Source organism: Bradyrhizobium sp. 170, assembly GCF_023101085.1.
Lineage (GTDB): Bacteria > Pseudomonadota > Alphaproteobacteria > Rhizobiales > Xanthobacteraceae > Bradyrhizobium.
Genome location: NZ_CP064703.1, coordinates 824136 through 838895, shown reverse-complemented (window position 1 = coordinate 838895; position 14760 = coordinate 824136). Strand labels below are relative to the sequence as shown.

At 64.1% G+C, this 14760-nt stretch carries 12 protein-coding genes; 6 read left to right on the top strand and 6 right to left on the bottom strand.

Translation table 11 applies throughout. The features are described from left to right. Positions 1-227: 227 nt before the first annotated feature. Positions 228-779, bottom strand: coding sequence for a cytochrome c family protein (locus IVB05_RS03940; protein WP_247783137.1), 552 nt, complete (start codon positions 777-779; stop codon positions 228-230). 211 nt (positions 780-990) lie between these two features. On the opposite strand from IVB05_RS03940, the gene IVB05_RS03935 reads away from it, so the two are divergent. Both IVB05_RS03935 and IVB05_RS03930 read left to right on the top strand, forming a co-directional pair. Next, positions 991-1731 (top strand): 3-deoxy-manno-octulosonate cytidylyltransferase, encoded by a 741-nt coding sequence (locus tag IVB05_RS03935; protein WP_247783136.1) that lies wholly within the window; start codon positions 991-993, stop codon positions 1729-1731. 21 nt (positions 1732-1752) lie between these two features. Next, positions 1753-2613 (top strand): prephenate dehydratase, encoded by an 861-nt coding sequence (locus IVB05_RS03930; RefSeq protein WP_247783135.1) that lies wholly within the window; start codon positions 1753-1755, stop codon positions 2611-2613. Positions 2614-2761: 148 nt separating this feature from the next. On the opposite strand, the gene IVB05_RS03925 is transcribed toward IVB05_RS03930, so the two are convergent. Beyond that, complete coding sequence (locus tag IVB05_RS03925) at positions 2762-3781, bottom strand: LLM class flavin-dependent oxidoreductase (protein ID WP_247783124.1); 1020 nt, start codon at positions 3779-3781, stop codon at positions 2762-2764. Between the two features lie 385 nt (positions 3782-4166). Here IVB05_RS03925 and metF point away from each other — a divergent pair, with 385 nt between their 5' ends. The 3 genes from metF (at position 4167) to maiA (ending at position 9705) form a co-directional block, all read left to right on the top strand. Then, positions 4167-5081 carry a methylenetetrahydrofolate reductase [NAD(P)H] gene (gene metF / locus IVB05_RS03920; RefSeq protein ID WP_247783123.1) on the top strand — a complete coding sequence of 305 codons (915 nt, stop codon included), beginning with the start codon at positions 4167-4169 and terminating at the stop codon, positions 5079-5081. A gap of 4 nt (positions 5082-5085) precedes the next feature. Next, on the top strand, positions 5086-8952 hold the full coding sequence (metH, locus tag IVB05_RS03915) for a methionine synthase (RefSeq protein ID WP_247783122.1): 3867 nt from the start codon (positions 5086-5088) through the stop codon (positions 8950-8952). A 93-nt stretch (positions 8953-9045) separates the two neighbouring features. Continuing rightward, positions 9046-9705, top strand: coding sequence for a maleylacetoacetate isomerase (maiA, locus tag IVB05_RS03910; protein WP_247783121.1), 660 nt, complete (start codon positions 9046-9048; stop codon positions 9703-9705). 280 nt (positions 9706-9985) lie between these two features. On the opposite strand, the gene IVB05_RS03905 is transcribed toward maiA, so the two are convergent. Then, positions 9986-10615, bottom strand: a complete 630-nt coding sequence (locus IVB05_RS03905; RefSeq protein WP_247786581.1) for a glutathione S-transferase family protein — start codon at positions 10613-10615, stop codon at positions 9986-9988. Between the two features lie 232 nt (positions 10616-10847). On the opposite strand from IVB05_RS03905, the gene IVB05_RS03900 reads away from it, so the two are divergent. Continuing rightward, positions 10848-11264, top strand: a complete 417-nt coding sequence (locus IVB05_RS03900; RefSeq protein WP_247783119.1) for a DUF6636 domain-containing protein — start codon at positions 10848-10850, stop codon at positions 11262-11264. A 1-nt stretch (position 11265) separates the two neighbouring features. Here the strand turns inward: IVB05_RS03900 and IVB05_RS03895 are convergent, their stop codons facing one another. The 3 genes from IVB05_RS03895 to IVB05_RS03885 form a co-directional block, all read right to left on the bottom strand. After that, positions 11266-11859, bottom strand: coding sequence for a GNAT family N-acetyltransferase (locus IVB05_RS03895; RefSeq protein ID WP_247783117.1), 594 nt, complete (start codon positions 11857-11859; stop codon positions 11266-11268). A 6-nt stretch (positions 11860-11865) separates the two neighbouring features. Beyond that, a complete protein-coding gene (gene glpK / locus IVB05_RS03890; RefSeq protein ID WP_247783116.1) occupies positions 11866-13365 on the bottom strand; it encodes a glycerol kinase GlpK in 1500 nt (499 codons plus the stop codon). A gap of 158 nt (positions 13366-13523) precedes the next feature. Continuing rightward, a complete protein-coding gene (locus tag IVB05_RS03885; protein ID WP_247783115.1) occupies positions 13524-14747 on the bottom strand; it encodes an IS4 family transposase in 1224 nt (407 codons plus the stop codon). Between the last annotated feature and the right edge of the window lie 13 nt (positions 14748-14760).

The following is a 14760-nucleotide window of genomic DNA, read 5'->3' as shown; positions in this document are numbered from 1 at the left end:
ACGCGAACAACGCAAACACGAGGCGAGTTAGTGAGGACCCAATATAAGGCAAGGTTTCGACAGATTACGTTGCTTTTTCCTCATGATAGCAGCTTGGGAACACCGCCGCTGCGGCGAAAAGTCCCGATAACAACTCCGGCAACAACAAAGCGATCCCTCATAGCGAAACGGCCAGGCAATGCCTGGCCGCAATGTCGCGCGGAAGTCCCTGCAGGACTGTCGAAATCTTACTTCGCCGCGGTCGGCAGCGGGGCCGGGCTTTCCGAAAGGCTGCGCAGATAGGCGATCACGTCGGCGCGCTCGCTGTCCTTCGAAATACCGGCAAATCCCATCGCCGTGCCCGGAACAAAGCCCTTGGGGTTGGCAAGAAACTTGTTGAGATCGTCATAGGTCCAGGTGCCGCCCTTGCCCTTCAAGGCGGCCGAGAAGTTGAAGCCGCCGCGACCCTGGCCCTTGGGCTCGTTCAGCACGCCGTAGAGGTTCGGACCCACGCGGTTGGGACCGCCCTTTTCGAACGTATGGCAGGCCGCACACTTCTTGGCGGCGCCGGTGCCCTTCTCGACGGAAGCCGTCTGCAGCAGCTTCTCGATCGGCTCGGAGGGAGCTGCGGCTTCCTTGGCGCCACCGTGAGAAGCGTCTTCCTTCACGGCAATCTCGAAGCCCGGCTTTTCCGGTTTCACGGGCGCGAAAATCGCGTGGGCGGCAAAGCTCGTGACCAGGATAACGAGGCAGGTGGCGAGGATGGCGCCGAGAATCTTGTTGAGTTCGAAGGAGTCCATAGTTGGATCAGGCTCCAGGCCGGAAAGGTCGACTGAAGGCCGGCAAAACGGCCGCGGGTGCGCATCAGGAATCAGCCTTTCGCGCCGCACCCTCAGCAGGGTTGAGATATCGGTTTGCCCGGGCTCTGGCAACCCGTATAAACGCCCCGACTTTCCGCCAATCCCCCATTATTTCCGGCCTGTTTTTGCTGGCCGCAAGACCTCGTTCCGGATGACCGAAACCCGCATTCTCGTGCTGATTCCCGCCCGCATGGCGGCAACCCGCCTGCCCGGCAAGCCGCTGCTCGACATCGGCGGCCTGCCGATGATCGTCCATGTGCTGCGGCGGGCCGAGGAGGCCCAAATCGGCCGGGTGGCGGTGGCCACCGACACGCCCGAGATCGCGGCCGCCGTGAAGGCCGCCGGCGGCGAGGTAGTGATGACCCGTGCCGATCATCCCTCCGGCTCCGACCGGATCCACGAGGCCATGCGGACGATCGATCCCGATGGCCGGGCCGAGATTGTGGTCAACCTGCAGGGCGACTTTCCCACGATCGCGCCGGACACCATCCGCGCCGCGCTGCCGCCGCTCGACGACCCCACCGTCGACATCGCGACGCTGGCCTCGCAGATCCATACCGAGGAAGAGGACCAGGCCCCCAGCGTGGTGAAGGCGGTCGGCTCGCCGATCGGCCCGAACCGGCTGCGTGCGCTCTATTTCACCCGCGCCACGGCGCCCCATGGCGACGGCCCCCGCTACCACCACATCGGCCTCTACGCCTACCGCCGCGCCGCGCTGGAACGGTTCGTGGCGCTGCCCCCGTCTCCGCTGGAACAGCAGGAGAAGCTCGAGCAGCTCCGCGCGCTGGAGGCCGGGATGCGGATCGACATCACCATCGTCGACAGCGTCCCCCGAGGGGTCGACACCCCGGCCGACCTCGAAACCGCCCGGCGCATGCTGGCAAAAACCTGAGCCGCTGCTAAAAGGCCCCGCATGACCAAGAAGCTCAAAATCGCATTCCAGGGCGAACCTGGCGCGAATTCCCATATCGCCATCGCCGAGGCCTATCCGGACGCCGAGCCGTTGCCGTGCGCGACCTTCGAGGACGCGCTGTCCGCGATCTCCTCCGGCGAGGCCGATCTCGGCATGATCCCGATCGAGAATTCGGTGGCCGGGCGCGTCGCCGACATCCATCATCTGCTGCCGCATTCCGGCCTGTTCATCGTCGGCGAATGGTTCTTGCCAATACGCCACCAGTTGATGGCGGTGCGCGGGACAAAGCTCACTGACATCAAGACGGTCGAGAGCCATGTCCATGCGCTGGGCCAGTGCCGGCGCATCATCCGAAAACTCGGCATCAAGCCGATCGTCGCGGCCGACACCGCCGGCAGCGCGCGCGATGTCTCCGAGCGCGGTGACAAGGCCGTCGCCGCGATCGCCTCGCGCCTCGCCGCGAAAATCTACGGCCTCGATATCCTGGCCGAGGACGTCGAGGACGAGGCCCACAACACCACGCGCTTCGTGGTGCTGGCGCGCGACCAGAAATGGGCCGCCCAGGATTCGGGGCCGCTGGTCACGACTTTTGTTTTCCGGGTACGCAATTTGCCCGCCGCGCTCTACAAGGCACTCGGCGGCTTCGCCACCAACGGCGTCAACATGACCAAGCTGGAAAGCTACATGGTCGACGGCGAGTTCTTCGCGACCCAGTTCTACGCCGATGTCGACGGGCATCCCGACGACAAGGGTCTCGCCTTTGCGCTAGAAGAGCTGAAATTCTTCTCACGCGAATTCCGTATTGTCGGCGTTTATCCGGGGCATCCGTTCCGCGCGACATTTTCCGAGAAGGCGGATTGAGCTAAGCGCCAGTCTCTCGATAGGGTCGTCCCTGCGAAAGCAGGGACCCATAGCCACCGAACGCAATTGGGTTAAAAGGCGTCAGCCACACTGCCTCATCGATGGATCACGCGGTATGGGTCCCTGCGTGCGCAGGGACGACACTTTATTACGCCGCGACCCTCTTTCCCAATCCAAATGCTTCCGCGAGCAGACTGTATGACTTCTTCCGCGCGTCATGATCGTACACCGCGGTGATGATCATGAGTTCATCCGGCTGGCCGGCCGTAATCATAGGCTGCAGCTTCGCCATGATCGTCGCGGGGCTGCCGACGAACAGCCGCGAGCGGTTGCGCATAACCGAGGCGCGCTCGGCGTCGCTATAATTGTAGGCCAGCGCTTCCTCAACACTCGGCAACGGCAGGTATTGCCCGCGGTCGCGGCGCAGGCGGCTGAGGTCCATCGAGGAGGCGAGTTGTTCGGCTTCCGCATCGGTTTCGGCGGCTACCGCAGCAACCGCGAGAATGCCGTGCGGCGCAGCGCGCCAGCCGGACGGCTTGAAGTGGTCGCGGTAGTTGCTCATCGCCGCGATCGCGTCATAGGACGCAAAATGATGCGCGAACGCGAAACCCATGCCGACTTGCGCTGCGAGTTCGGAAGAGTAGTCGCTGGAGCCGAGCAGCCAGATCGGCGGCAGCGGCGTATCGTCCGGCATCGCCACCACATTGTTGTAGGGATGGCCGGCCGGGAAATCGCGGGTCTCCCACAACACCAGTTCACTCAACCGTTCGAGAAAATCATCGCCTTCGCGGCGATCGAGCCGGCTGCGCAACGCATGCGCCGTCGCGCCATCGGTTCCGGGTGCGCGGCCGAGGCCGAGGTCGATGCGGCCGGGAAACAGCGCCTCCAGCATCTTGAAGCGCTCGGCCACCACCAGCGGCGCGTGGTTGGGCAGCATCACGCCGCCGGAGCCGACGCGGATGTTGTTCGTCACCGCCGCGATCTGCCCGATCATCAAATCGGGCGCCGGGCTCGCCACCGAAGCCAGATTGTGGTGCTCGGCGAGCCAGTAGCGGACATAGCCGAGCCCATCGACATGGCGCGCCAGATCGATGCTGTTCTGCAGCGCGTGGGCCGGACGGGTGCCTGTGGTGACGACGGAGAGGTCGAGGACTGAAAGCGGGATCATGACGCTAGACTAGTGCGGCGCAGGAGGGTGACAAAGGCCCAGCGAGCGCAGATCAGGCCCGCGCTTGTGGGAAAAGGCAGTAAGCATCGCAGCCACTGAGTGGGACGACATATGACTAATGCAAAACATTTTGCTATTGCCCACCATCTTGAGCACCCATCCAAAGCCATCAAAATTTGACTATCCTACTGTTTTAATTACATAAATATATAAGCCGTTTCAGCCCATCACCCTACTCCAATGGAACGATTATTCCAAATAAATTGCAGTAATTGGGCCATTTCCCATCGATGATGGGCTGTTTGGCCAGCCCTGTTTGGCCTATTTTAGCTCCTGGCCGCTAGGCCTGATGCCTGCCCATCCTTTCGGAGCTTTGTGAAGTGCCATGACCGAGGTTACGCCCCCCGCCGTTGCCGGCCATCGCGCGCTGCATTCGCCAAAGATTTCCTTCGAGTTCTTCCCGCCCAAGACGGAAGAGATGGAGCGGAGCCTGTGGGAGACGATTAACCGGCTGGCGCCGCTGACGCCGAATTTCGTGTCCGTGACCTATGGCGCCGGGGGCTCGACCCGCGAGCGTACCCATTCGACCATCGCGCGCATCCTCAAAGAGACCAGCCTGACGCCGGCCGCGCATCTGACCTGCGTCGGCGCGCCGAAGGGCGAGATCGACGACGTGGTGGCGCGCTATCACGAGATCGGCGTCCGCCACATCGTGGCGCTGCGCGGCGATCCGACCACCGGCATCGGCACCGCCTATCATGCCCACCCGGACGGCTATCAGAGCTCGCCCGACCTGATCGAAGGCATCAAGAAGCGCTATCCCGATATCGAGATCTCGGTTTCGGCCTATCCCGAAAAACATCCGGAGAGCCCGACCATCGATACCGACATCGATACGCTGAAAGCCAAGGTCGACGCCGGCGCGGCGCGGGCCATCACGCAGGTGTTCTTCGATAACGATCTCTACTTCCGCTACCTCGATCGCGTCCGCGCCCGCGGCATCGACATTCCGGTCGTGCCCGGCATCATGCCGATGCACAATTTCAAGCAGGCTCGGACCTTCGTGACCCGTGCTGGAACGACGGTGCCGGCGTGGCTGGCGGACAAGTTCGACGGCCTCGACGACGACGCCGAGACGCGCAAGCTCGTCGCCGCGACGGTCGCGGCCGGCCAGGTGCAGAAACTCGCCAAGCATGGCGTCGACACCTTTCACTTCTACACCATGAACCGCGCGGACCTCGTGTTTGCGATCAGCCATTTGCTGGGCATCCGTCCCAATGGCGCACAGAAGGCCGCTTGATCCGATGACCGCCAAGATCTCGCCCAAACGTGCCGCCCTGCTCGCCGCCGCCCGCGAGCGCATCCTGGTGCTCGACGGCGCCATGGGCACCATGATCCAGGGCCTGCAGTATGACGAAGCCGCGTTTCGGGGGAAGCGTTTTGCGGATTTCCATCGCGATGTCCGCGGCAATAACGACCTGCTGATCCTGACGCAGCCGAAGGCGATCGAGGACATCCACGCCGACTATCTGCGCGCCGGCGCTGACATCGTCGCGACCAACACGTTCTCCTCGACCTCGATCGCGCAGGCCGACTACGACATGTCGGACCTCGCCTACGAACTCAACCGCGACGGCGCAAAACTTGCCCGCGCCGCCGCCGAACGCGTCACCGCCGAGGACGGCAAGTCGCGCTTCGTTGCGGGCGCGCTGGGCCCGACCAATCGCACCGCTTCGATATCGCCCGACGTGTCCAACCCCGGCTATCGCGCCGTCACCTTCGACGATTTGCGCAAGTCCTATGGCGAGCAGATCAACGGCCTGCTCGACGGCGGCGCGGATTTGCTGCTGGTCGAAACTATCTTCGACACGCTGAACGCCAAGGCTGCGCTCTACGCCATTTCCGAAATCACGGAAGCGCGCGGCATCGACGTGCCCGTGATGATCTCGGGCACCATCACCGACAAGTCGGGCCGGCTGCTGTCGGGGCAATTGCCGGAAGCGTTCTGGAATTCGGTGCGGCACGCCAAGCCGATCACCATCGGATTCAACTGCGCGCTCGGCGCCGAAGACCTTCGCGCCCATATCGCCGACATCGGCCGCGTCGCCGACACGCTGGTGTGCGCCTATCCGAACGCCGGCCTGCCCAACGAATTCGGCCAGTACGACGAAAGCCCGGAATACATGGCGCGGCTGATCGGCGAGTTTGCCGAGGCCGGTCTCGTCAACATCGTCGGCGGTTGCTGCGGCACCACGCCGGACCATATCGCGGCGATTGCCGCCGCGGTTGCCCCGCACAAGCCGCGCGCCGTCCCCACGATCGAGCCGCGCCTGCGGCTGTCGGGCCTCGAGCCGTTCGAACTGACGCCGGCGATCCCGTTCGTGAACGTCGGCGAGCGCACCAACGTCACGGGCTCGGCGAAATTCCGCAAGCTGGTCACCGCGGGCGATTACACCGCAGCGCTTCAGGTGGCCCGCGACCAGGTCGAGAACGGCGCGCAGATCATCGACGTCAACATGGACGAAGGCCTGCTGGATTCGGAAGCCGCGATGGCGACCTTCCTCAATCTCGTCGCCGCCGAGCCCGACATCGCCCGCGTGCCTGTCATGGTGGACTCCTCGAAATTCAACGTGATCGAAGCCGGCCTGAAATGCGTTCAGGGCAAGCCGGTGGTGAATTCGATCTCGATGAAGGAAGGCGTGGAGAAATTCATCCACGAAGCCCAGATCGCGCGCCGCCATGGCGCGGCTGTCGTGGTGATGGCGTTCGACGAAGTCGGCCAGGCCGATACGTTCGCGCGCAAGACCGAAATCTGCAAGCGCGCCTACGACATCCTGGTCAACGAGGTCGGCTTCCCGCCCGAGGACATCATCTTCGATCCCAATATCTTTGCGATCGCGACCGGACTTGAAGAGCACAACAATTACGGCGTCGACTTCATCGAAGCGACGCGTTGGATCCGCCAGAACCTGCCGCATGCGCACATCTCCGGCGGCGTGTCGAATCTCTCGTTCTCGTTCCGCGGCAACGAGCCGGTGCGCGAGGCCATGCATTCGGTGTTCCTCTATCATGCCATCAAGGCCGGGATGGACATGGGCATCGTCAACGCCGGGCAGATGATCGTCTATGACGACATCGACCCCGAGCTGCGCCAAACTTGCGAGGACGTCATCCTCAACCGTGACCCCGGCGCATCCGAGCGGCTGCTGGCGCTGGCGGAGAAATTCCGCGGCAAGGAGAAGCAGACCAGGGAGCAGGACCTCGCCTGGCGCGAATGGCCGGTCGAAAAGCGGCTGAGCCACGCGCTGGTGCACGGCATTACCGAATTCATCGAAGCGGACACCGAAGCCGTGCGGCTGACGGTCGAACGGCCGCTCAACGTGATCGAAGGCCCGCTGATGGCCGGCATGAACATCGTCGGCGACCTCTTTGGCGACGGAAAAATGTTCCTGCCGCAGGTGGTGAAGTCCGCCCGCGTGATGAAGCAGGCGGTCGCCTATCTGATGCCGTTCATGGAAGAGGAGAAGGCGCGCAACCTTGCGAACGGCGTGACCAGCGACGGCCGCAACGCCGCCGGCAAGATCGTGCTGGCCACCGTGAAGGGCGACGTCCACGACATCGGCAAGAACATCGTCGGCATCGTGCTGCAATGTAACAATTTCGAGGTGATCGACCTCGGCGTCATGGTGCCCGCCAGCAAGATCATCGAAACTGCCAAGGCGGAAGACGCCGATATCATCGGGCTGTCCGGCCTGATCACGCCTTCGCTCGACGAGATGAGTTTCCTGGCCGGCGAAATGGAGCGGCAGGGCATGAAGATGCCGCTCTTGATTGGCGGCGCCACGACGAGCCGCGTCCACACCGCCGTCAAGATCGATCCGAACTACAAAGGTGGCCCGGTGGTGCACGTCAACGACGCCAGCCGCGCCGTCGGCGTGGCGTCGTCGCTGCTCTCGCCCGAGCGGCGCGAGGCCTATGCCGCCGACATCCGCGCCGAATACGCCAAAATTTCCGCGGCGCATTTCCGTGCGCAGGCCGACAAGAAGCGGCTCAAGCTCGCCGCCGCCCGCGCCAACGCGGTCAAGGCCGACTTCGCCAAGACGCCGCCGAAGAAGCCGGCGTTTCTGGGCATCAGGAGCTTTGACGCCTACGACCTTGCGGAATTGGCCGAGTACATCGACTGGACGCCGTTCTTCCAGACCTGGGAACTGACCGGGCGTTTCCCGGCCATCCTCGACGATCCCAAGATCGGCGAAGTCGCGCGTTCGCTCTACGACGACGCGCGCAAGATGCTGGACCTCATCATCAAGGAAAAATGGTTCAAGGCCCGCGCCACCATCGGCTTCTGGCCGGCCAATGCCGACGGCGACGATATCGCCGTCTATGGCGACGACAGCCGCAAGCAAAAGATCGCGACCTTCCACACGCTGCGCCAGCAACTGGAGAAGCGCGAAGGCCGCTTCAACGCCGCGCTGTCGGACTTCATTGCGCCGGTGGCGTCGGGCGTGCCGGATTATATCGGCGCCTTCGTGGTCACGGCGGGGATCGGCGAGGACGTGGTTGCCGACCGCTTCAAGAACGCCAACGACGATTACTCCTCGATCCTGTGCAAGGCGCTGGCCGATCGTCTGGCGGAAGCGTTTGCCGAGCGGATGCATCAGCGCGTCCGCAAGGAATTCTGGGGTTACGCGCCGGACGAGGCGCTGGCGTCCGATCAGCTCATCCTCGAACAATATGCCGGCATTCGCCCGGCGCCCGGCTATCCCGCGCAGCCCGATCACACCGAGAAGGCGACGCTGTTCCGCCTGCTCGACGCCGAGAATACCGCCGGCGTTGTCCTGACCGAGAGCTTTGCGATGTGGCCGGGCTCGTCGGTGTCGGGGCTTTATTTCTCCCACCCCGAGAGCTTCTATTTCGGCGTCGGCAAGATCGAGCGCGACCAGGTCGAGGACTATGCCGCGCGCAAGGGCATGAGCGTCGCCGAGACCGAGCGCTGGCTGGCGCCGGTGCTGAACTATATTCCCTCGCAGGAACAGGCGGCGGCGAAGACGCCGGCGGTGGCCGAGATCGTCCCTGCCAATGACGTAGCCTCCAAGGATTTGGCCTCGCATCCGCCCGGTTGCGCCTGCGCCGTGCATCTGGCCTGGCGCAAGAAGGCCGTGGGGGCCTGACTTGTCATCACCGGGCTTGACCCGGTGATCCATCTCACGAAGATGGATGGATGCGCGGGTCAAGCCCGCGCATGACGAGTGCGTGGAGCCCCCATGAAGTTCTTCTCCTTCTGGCGATCGCTGGCGAGCTTTCGCGTTCGCATCGCGCTCAATCTGAAAAATGTTCCGGCCGAAGTGATCTTCGTCGATCTCGACGCCAACGCCCATCGTGATCCCGAGTATCGCAAGATCAATCCGCAGATGGCGCTGCCGGCGCTGGTCGAAGATGACGGCACCACGCTATTCCAATCGCTCGCCATCCTCGAATATCTCGACGAGAAATATCCCTCCCCGCCGCTGCTGCCCACTGACCCCAACGGCCGCGCCCGCGTCCGCGCGCTGGCGCTGATGGTCGCCTGCGAGGGCCATCCGCTGCTGGTGCCGCGGGTGCGGCGCTATCTCGACCACGAACTCAATCTGCGCGACACGCAGCAAGCGGCATGGCGGCGGCATTGGACCATCGAGACGCTGGCGGCGCTGGAGGGACATCTTGCCGGCCACAAGGACACGGGAAAATTCTGCCATGGCGATGCGCCGACGCTGGCAGACATCTGCATGGTCGGCCATGTCACCGTCGCGATCACGCAGCAGATCGACCTGAAAATCTATCCAACGGTGAAGCGCATCTTCGAGACCGCGATGGCGCTGCCGGAATTTGCGAAAGCACATCCGCTGGCGCAGCCGGACACGCCGGAAGCGATGCGGCCGAAGTAGAGCGTGCGGCCTCTCACTTCCCCTCTCCCCTTGTGGGAGAGGTGGATCAATTCGTGCGAAGCACGATTGAGACGGGTGAGGGGTTCTCCGGCGGAGCCGCTCTTTCTTACCTCGCCCCGCTTGCGGGGAGAGGTCGGATCACATCGTAGATGTGATCCGGGTGAGGGGGTACAGGTCTATCAATTCACACCGGCTTCGAGGAGAGAGCCCCTCACCCGTCTCAATCGCGCTTCGCGCGATTGATCCACCCTCTCCCCGCAAGAGCGGGGCGAGGGAGACGCTACCCCTTCGGCGGCGCCAACGGCTGCACGATTTCCTGGAAAGGCGGCAGCGCCTCGCACCGCTCGGAATGCGCCTTCAGCGCGGGATAGCGCGCGTCGAACAGCGCGGGATGCGCCTCGCCGGTGAAGCGCAGCACGCAAGCGACCGCGATATCGGCATGGCCGATGTTCTCGCCGAACCAATACGGCGTCTTCACCGCCGCACGCTCCTTTTCCAGCACGTCGAGCACGCCCGATATCTGCGACTTGCAGCGCTCGACCCAGAGATCGAGTTGCTTCTCCTTCCGCAGCACGCGCTCGTACAGCAGGCTGACGCCCTTGTCGCCCAGCCCCATCGCCAGCGCCGCGATCCGCAAATGCCGCCGCCGCGTCTCGCCGCGCGGCGCGATCATCGCCTTGTCGGGGCCGACGACATCGTCAAGATAATCCAGGATCATCGCGCTCTCGATCAGCGCCTCGCCGTCGTCGAGCACCAGCGTCGGCACCCGCCGCAGCGGATTATAGGGAGCGATCTTGTCGGCATCGCCGAAGGTCGACCACGGCTTGTGCTCGAAGGCGATGCCATACAGCCGCATGGCGATGGCGACGCGGCGGACGAAGGGAGAGTCGAATTGGCCGATCAGGATCATGTTGCTACACACTCAGGTTCGTCATTGCCGGGCAAAAGCGCGAAGCGCGTCTGCACGTTGGAGACCCCGGCAATCCATCCCTCTTCAAAAGACTTTCTTGAAGAGGGATGGATGCCCGGATCATCCCCGATCAGGTCGGGGACAGGCGTCCGGCATGACATGCGGGTCGGGGTTGCGCTCCCTGCCATCCTAAGTACGCTGCTTCACATTGCAACCAACGAGTCACATGATGATGCGCACCTTACCCATGCTTTCCGCGCTGTCCGTGCTGACACTTACCGCCACAGCCCACGCCCAGTCCGGCCCCGCCGGCTTCCAGTCGCCATCCAAGAACATCGCCTGCCAGTATTTCGACTACGACAAGCAGAACATCCTCCGCTGCGACATCAACGCAATGGAAACCAAGACGCGCCGGCCGGCCGATTGCGACCTCGATTACGGCGGCGCCTTCGAGATGAACGCCAAAGGCCCCGCCACGCGCCTCTGCCACGGCGACACTGTGATGGACAAATCACTGCCGGTGCTGGGCTATAGCGAGGTGTGGCAGCGCGGCGGGTTTACGTGCAAGTCGGAGCAGGCGGGGATTACTTGCTTCAACACCGACCGGCGCGGATTTTCGCTGGCGCGGGCGAAGCAGGAGATGTTCTAGCTTACTCGATCATCGGAACATGCCGCGCCGCATCGCGCGGCGCGGTGCCGTCGACCCGCGGATCATCCGCCACCTCGACCTGCCGCCGGAACGGGCGAAAGCCCGAGCGCTGATAGAAGGCCAGCGCCGCCGGATGATCAAAGGTGCAAGTGTGCACCCAGACCCGCGCGACCGGCCGCGACCATGAAAGCTCCAGCGCGCGGTTCATCAACCAGCGGCCGGCACCGCTGCCAATCAGCTTTGCGCTGACGCCAAAGAACGCGATCTCGCATTGGCCGGCGTCGCGAAAATCCAGCTCAAGCAGGCCTTCGTCGCGGCCCTCGTGCTCCAGCGCGTAGACTTCCACCAGTGGGGCGTGAATGATCGCGGCCAGTTCAGCGTCCGGCATCCGGATCCGTGAGAACCACAGCCACTCCTCGCCGACGCGAAGGTAGAGATCGCGAAACCAGTCGAGCGGCGGCATCTCAACCCGGCGCAGCGACCATGCGCCGGCGGGATCCGGACGCGGCGCGGGGCGCGCGGTCATTTCCAGATGCGTGACGACGGCGGCGATCTTGCCGGCGGGCACATCCGAGTAACCGTCGGGCAGGATCATCCGGCGCTACTCCCCCTCGTCGCTCGCCAGCACGCCCTTCACAGCCCTCGCCCACCCCGCCAGCTTCCGCTCCCGCGTCGCCGCGCTCATCGCCGGCTTGAAGCGGTGCTCCAGCCGCCAGTTGTCGGCGAACTTTGCGGGCTCGGGATAGACGCCGGCCTGCAGCCCGGCGAGATAGGCGGCGCCGAGTGCGGTGGTTTCCTGGATCATCGGGCGGTCGACCGGGGCGTCGAGCAAGTCCGCAAGGCGCTGCATGGTCCAGTCGGAGGCGGTCATGCCGCCGTCGACGCGGAGCACGTTGGCGGCCTTCTCGCCCGGCCAGTCGGCGCGCATCGCTTCGCGGAGATCGAAGGTCTGGTAGCAGACGCTTTCCAGCGCCGCATGTGCGAGTTCGGCAGGACCGGTGTTGCGGGTGAGGCCGAACAGCGCGCCGCGCACGCGGGGATTCCAGTAGGGGGCGCCGAGGCCGACGAAGGCGGGCACCAGATAGACGCTCTGCATGGAATCGGATTTGTCGGCGAGCGGGCCGGTCTCGGCCGCCTGCTTGATGATGCCGAGGCCGTCGCGCAGCCATTGCACGGCGGAGCCTGCGACGAAGATCGAGCCTTCCAGGGCGTAGGTGCGTTTGCCGTTGAGCTGATAGGCGATGGTGGTGAGCAGCTTGTTCTTCGAGGCGACCGGTGTCGTGCCGGTGTTGAGCAGCGCAAAGCAGCCGGTGCCGTAGGTCGACTTGATCATGCCCGGCGTGAAGCAGGCCTGGCCGATGGTGGCGGCCTGCTGGTCGCCGGCGATGCCGGAGATTGCGATCGAACCGCCGAACAGGCCCGCGTCGCTGTCGCCGAACTTGGCGGAGGAGTTTTTTACCTCCGGCAGCATCGAGCGCGGCACGCGCAGGAGTTTCAAGAGCTCATCGTCCCACTCGCCGGTGTGGATGTTGAACAGCAGCGTGCGCGAGGCGTTGGTGGCGTCGGTGGCGTGCACACGGCCAGCGGTCAGCCGCCACAGCAGATAGCAATCGACGGTGCCGAACATCAGCTCGCCGCGGCCAGCGCGTTCGCGCGCGCCCGGCACGTGATCGAGGATCCATGCGACTTTGGTGCCGGAGAAATAGGGATCGATGATCAGGCCGGTCTTGGCTGAAATTGCCGGCTCATGACCCTCGGCCTTCAGTTTGGCGCAGACGTCTGATGTGCGGCGGTCCTGCCAAACGATGGCGCGGTGCACGGCCTGCCCGGTGGCGCGATCCCAGACGACAGTGGTCTCGCGCTGGTTGGTGATGCCGATCGCGGCAATGTCTTTTGCGGTCAGGCCGGCCTTTTCCAACGCGGCGCGGCAGACCGTGATGGTCGAGGTCCAGATGTCCTCCGGCTCGTGCTCGACCCAGCCCGAGGCCGGAAAATGCTGCGGGAATTCGGCTTGCGCGGTCGCGGCGATGGAGATGTCTGATCGAAACACGATGGCGCGCGAGGACGTGGTGCCCTGATCGATGGCCAGCACAAAGGACATGCGTTGCTTCCCCGGGAGGATTGTTGGTTGCGTGAGAGGCAATCCGATTGGGAGGCGAAGGTCAATATCTCCGTCGTCCCTGCGAAAGCACTAGGGCATGCACACATTTCTGAGGCTCCATCCGACCGCGACGGCGTGGAAGTACTCGAGACCGTGTTTCATGGTGATTGGACCGGGCGGCTTGGACGAGGGATAGCCGTCCCAGCCGCCGAGACGGCCGATGATCCAGGCAGCCCAGGCAAGGCTGTCGGGCGGATACGGATTGTTGAGCCGTTTGCTTTTGGCTTCGATATCTTGATTGAGGCAGTGAGCGCCGCGACCTCGTTCGCTTTGAAGGCGAGATAGATCGGCTGTTGGCCGCGGCCATCGCGCGCCTGCAAGAGTTGGATGGTAATGACCGCGGCTTTGGCCGCGATGGCGACCAGCTTGAGGAGCCGATCGGCGGTGGAGAGCTGGCTGTCTTCGAGCTTGAAGCCTTGGGTCTTGAGGACGCGGAAGAACTGCTCGATCAGCCAGCGCTGCTTGTACCAATCGACGATACGCCAGGCCTGTTCTGCATTCGTCACCGAATGGGTGGTGAGAAGCCGCCAGTGCAGCGGCTCGGTACCGGCTTGAGGATCAACCTCACGCACATCGACCAGGGTCAGCGGCAGGCTTTCTGGCAGATGGCGCAGGAACTTGCTTTGTGGCCGGGCCAGGTTCACCGCGCCGAAGCGCAGTTCGAGAGGCACGACCCGCTCGGCCCGCTGTGCCCGCGCAGGCAGCACGATGGTGCGCTGGTCCACGGCCGCCATGGCCTCACTGCTCGCGTACAGGCCGCTATCGTCCGCCAGCTTGCGATCATGCATGCTGCGGGCGATCACGTGGAAGTGCTGCTCGGCGGCGCTGGCATAAAGCGCGAAGATGTCGCTCTCGCGGTCACCGAGCGCGGTCACCATGGCGGCCCCAGCCAGCAGCGGCTTGGCCGCCAGCGCCGTGGCGATCCAGCGCTGCGATTCCTTGTCCGACAGCTCGCGCCGGTCGTGCGAGACGGTACGGCGGCCCTTGCGCGTCCATATCTGACCGCTCAACAGACCGAGGCAGGTGCCGTTGTCGGCGTCTACCGCCAGCATCGGGTGCAGCAGCAACCCGTGGACATTGCCCTTGGCGGTCTCTCCGAGCCCGCGTCGGCGCTCTGCCGTGGTGGTGAAGTTGATCTCACTGGTGTCCTGGATCGCCAGCACGTGGCGGCCCTCTGCCGCGGCAACCGTGCCCTCGCTCCAGCTTTCGATGATGCGCTCTGTCGTCACCTTGGCATTGCCGAGAAGCCGGTTGAACCGAACCTCCCGGGCGCGGTTGCCTTTCGAAAGCCGGCGCAGGCAGACATCTTTGCCCGCGACCATGCATTCGACAAGC

Coding starts and splice junctions, on each gene's coding strand:
- IVB05_RS03940 (WP_247783137.1), bottom strand. CDS start 779: ATGGACTCCTTCGAACTCAACAAGATTCTCGGCGCCATCCTCGCCACC.
- IVB05_RS03935 (WP_247783136.1), top strand. CDS start 991: ATGACCGAAACCCGCATTCTCGTGCTGATTCCCGCCCGCATGGCGGCA.
- IVB05_RS03930 (WP_247783135.1), top strand. CDS start 1,753: ATGACCAAGAAGCTCAAAATCGCATTCCAGGGCGAACCTGGCGCGAAT.
- IVB05_RS03925 (WP_247783124.1), bottom strand. CDS start 3,781: ATGATCCCGCTTTCAGTCCTCGACCTCTCCGTCGTCACCACAGGCACC.
- metF (WP_247783123.1), top strand. CDS start 4,167: ATGACCGAGGTTACGCCCCCCGCCGTTGCCGGCCATCGCGCGCTGCAT.
- metH (WP_247783122.1), top strand. CDS start 5,086: ATGACCGCCAAGATCTCGCCCAAACGTGCCGCCCTGCTCGCCGCCGCC.
- maiA (WP_247783121.1), top strand. CDS start 9,046: ATGAAGTTCTTCTCCTTCTGGCGATCGCTGGCGAGCTTTCGCGTTCGC.
- IVB05_RS03905 (WP_247786581.1), bottom strand. CDS start 10,615: ATGATCCTGATCGGCCAATTCGACTCTCCCTTCGTCCGCCGCGTCGCC.
- IVB05_RS03900 (WP_247783119.1), top strand. CDS start 10,848: ATGCGCACCTTACCCATGCTTTCCGCGCTGTCCGTGCTGACACTTACC.
- IVB05_RS03895 (WP_247783117.1), bottom strand. CDS start 11,859: ATGATCCTGCCCGACGGTTACTCGGATGTGCCCGCCGGCAAGATCGCC.
- glpK (WP_247783116.1), bottom strand. CDS start 13,365: ATGTCCTTTGTGCTGGCCATCGATCAGGGCACCACGTCCTCGCGCGCC.
- IVB05_RS03885 (WP_247783115.1), bottom strand. CDS start 14,747: ATGGTCGCGGGCAAAGATGTCTGCCTGCGCCGGCTTTCGAAAGGCAAC.